General features: G+C 35.1%; 1 protein-coding gene. It reads left to right on the forward strand.

Features of this window, described 5'->3' with window-relative positions; genetic code table 11:
• Positions 1-382 (forward strand): histidine kinase dimerization/phospho-acceptor domain-containing protein (locus AC1DWA_RS33730; RefSeq protein WP_477917896.1); only part of this gene is annotated, 382 nt, incomplete at both ends.

Consider the following 382-nt stretch of genomic DNA (forward strand, 5'->3'; position numbering starts at 1 on the left):
CTTGCAAACAACAAATTAGAAGAGCCGAAAGGATATAAAGGAATCCCTGCTAGTCAAAGGCTTAATGGACAGCTAAAACAAACTTATAAAGTTTACGATGATGTAATAGCTGATCTTCATAAACTCACAGACACTTTAAAAAGCAGTGATTTAGAAAGAAAAAAATTAGAGAAGACAAGGGAAGAGTGGATGACCGGTATTTCCCATGACCTAAAAACACCTATATCTGTAGTAAAAGGATATGCTGCGCTATTAGCTAATAAAGATTATAGATGGAGTTCTAAAGAGATCAGGGAATTCTCCAGCATTATTCATGGACGTATGGACTATATGGAAAGATTAGTAGAAGACTTCAACTTAACCTTTCAGTTGAAAAATGCCT

Source organism: Rhodococcus sp. P4_F3_2, assembly GCF_056401335.1.